Annotated in this window: 3 protein-coding genes; all 3 read left to right on the top strand. The window is 66.3% G+C overall.

The annotated features are described in order from the left end of the window. Positions 1-537, top strand: a 537-nt coding sequence (locus VHW64_RS18840; RefSeq protein WP_329652120.1) for an ATP-binding protein, incomplete at its 5' end; no start/stop codon positions are given. 75 nt (positions 538-612) lie between these two features. Then, positions 613-1,143 (top strand): hypoxanthine phosphoribosyltransferase, encoded by a 531-nt coding sequence (gene hpt / locus VHW64_RS18835; RefSeq protein ID WP_329652119.1) that lies wholly within the window; start codon positions 613-615, stop codon positions 1,141-1,143. 129 nt (positions 1,144-1,272) lie between these two features. Further along, positions 1,273-1,629, top strand: a 357-nt coding sequence (locus VHW64_RS18830; RefSeq protein WP_329652118.1) for an ATP-dependent metallopeptidase FtsH/Yme1/Tma family protein, incomplete at its 3' end; no start/stop codon positions are given.

Below are 1,629 nucleotides of genomic sequence, written 5' to 3'. Positions count from 1 at the left end.
CCGAGCCGTCGCGCCGTCCTGGGCATGCTCGCCCGCGACGGCGCGCTCGTACGCCCGCTGCTCATCGTCACCCGCGAGCAGACCGGCGCCTACTGCCAGGCCCATGGCCTGCAATGGCGCGATGACGAGACCAACGACACGGACGCCTACGCGCGCAACCGGATCCGACGCGAGCTCGTCCCCGCGCTCGAGCGTGTCCATCCCGCCGCCCAGGACAACGTGCTGGCGCTGGCCGAGATCCTGCGCGCCGAGGCCGAGGTGCTCGACGAGCTCGTCTCCGCGACGCTCGAGGGGCGCAGGGAGATCTCGCTGGACCGCCTGCGCGAGCTGGCGCCGGCGCTGCGGCGCCTCGTGGTCCAGCGCCTGGCCGACGACGCCGCGGGTCACCCGGCCGCCGGCGTGGCCCGGCGCGCCGAGGAGGTGGTCGCGATGCCGGCGCACGGGACGTCGGCCTTGGACCTCCCCTCGGGTGTGCGTGCCACCGTCCACGACGGGCTGGTCACGTTCGGACGCACGCCCGCCATCCCCGAAAAGTAAACTTATAGGTGTACTTGCTAGCGTCTCCGGGCGGGGCGGTCATGCGTCGGGGCGGCCACACTAGACTGCGCCAACGTGAGCGACGATCCAGCGATCGGGGAGATCCTCGTGCCCTCCGAGGATCTCAGCCGGAGGGTGCGCGAGCTGGGCGAGGAGGTCTCACGCGATTACGCGGGAAAGAACCTGCTCCTCATCGGAGTTCTCAAGGGCGCGGTGTTCTTCCTCTCAGATCTGATGCGCCACATCGACATCCCGGTCGAGGTCGATTTCATGGCGGTGGCGTCCTACGGCTCGGCCACCAAGACCTCCGGCGTGGTACGGATCCTCAAGGACCTCGACGCCGCCATCGAGGGCCGCGACGTACTGATCGTGGAGGACATCGTCGACTCCGGGCTGACGCTGCAGTATCTGCTGCGCAACCTCGCCGGGCGCAACCCCGCCTCGCTGGAGGTATGCGCGCTTTTGACCAAGCCCGCCCGCCGCAAGGTGGATCTCAGCACGCGCTACGTCGGCTTCGAGATCCCCGACCGGTTCGCCATCGGCTACGGCCTGGACCACGCCGAGCGCTACCGCAACCTTCCCTTCGTTGCCGCGTTGAACGTATAGAGCGTTCGATTGCAGGCGATTTTGCGAGCTGCGAAGGTGATTTCCATGCCAAACACAGGTGCTACGCTTGCTGACCCACGGTATTCGCATCACAACGGGTAGTACCGGGGCAACGCAGGGACTACAGCAATGAGCCGGTTTTTCAAGAGCGCCGCATTTCCGATCCTGATCGTCGTCGTCTTGGCGTTCTTCGCCCAGAAGCTGATCGGGAGCTCTAAGAACGGGCCGAACTACTCGTTCGGCAGCCTCCTCTCCCAGCTTGACCACGGGCAGGTCAAGAACCTGTCGCTGGACCAGAAGTCCAACAGTGCGGACGTCACGCTGACCAACGGCCAGAAGTATTCCGTCGGCTACCCCGACTCCTACGCGCCGCAGCTCATCCAGCAGGCCGAGAACGACGTCAAGCCGGCCGCGAACTTCAACGTTGAGAGCAAGTCGTCCAACGGCTGGCTCTCGCTGCTGACCTACATCCTGCCCTTCGTCATC

Source organism: Nocardioides sp., from assembly GCF_036267815.1.
Taxonomy (GTDB): Bacteria; Actinomycetota; Actinomycetes; order Propionibacteriales; family Nocardioidaceae; genus Nocardioides.
Note: the sequence above shows the minus strand (reverse complement) of the source record. Positions and strands in the feature narration are given on the sequence as shown.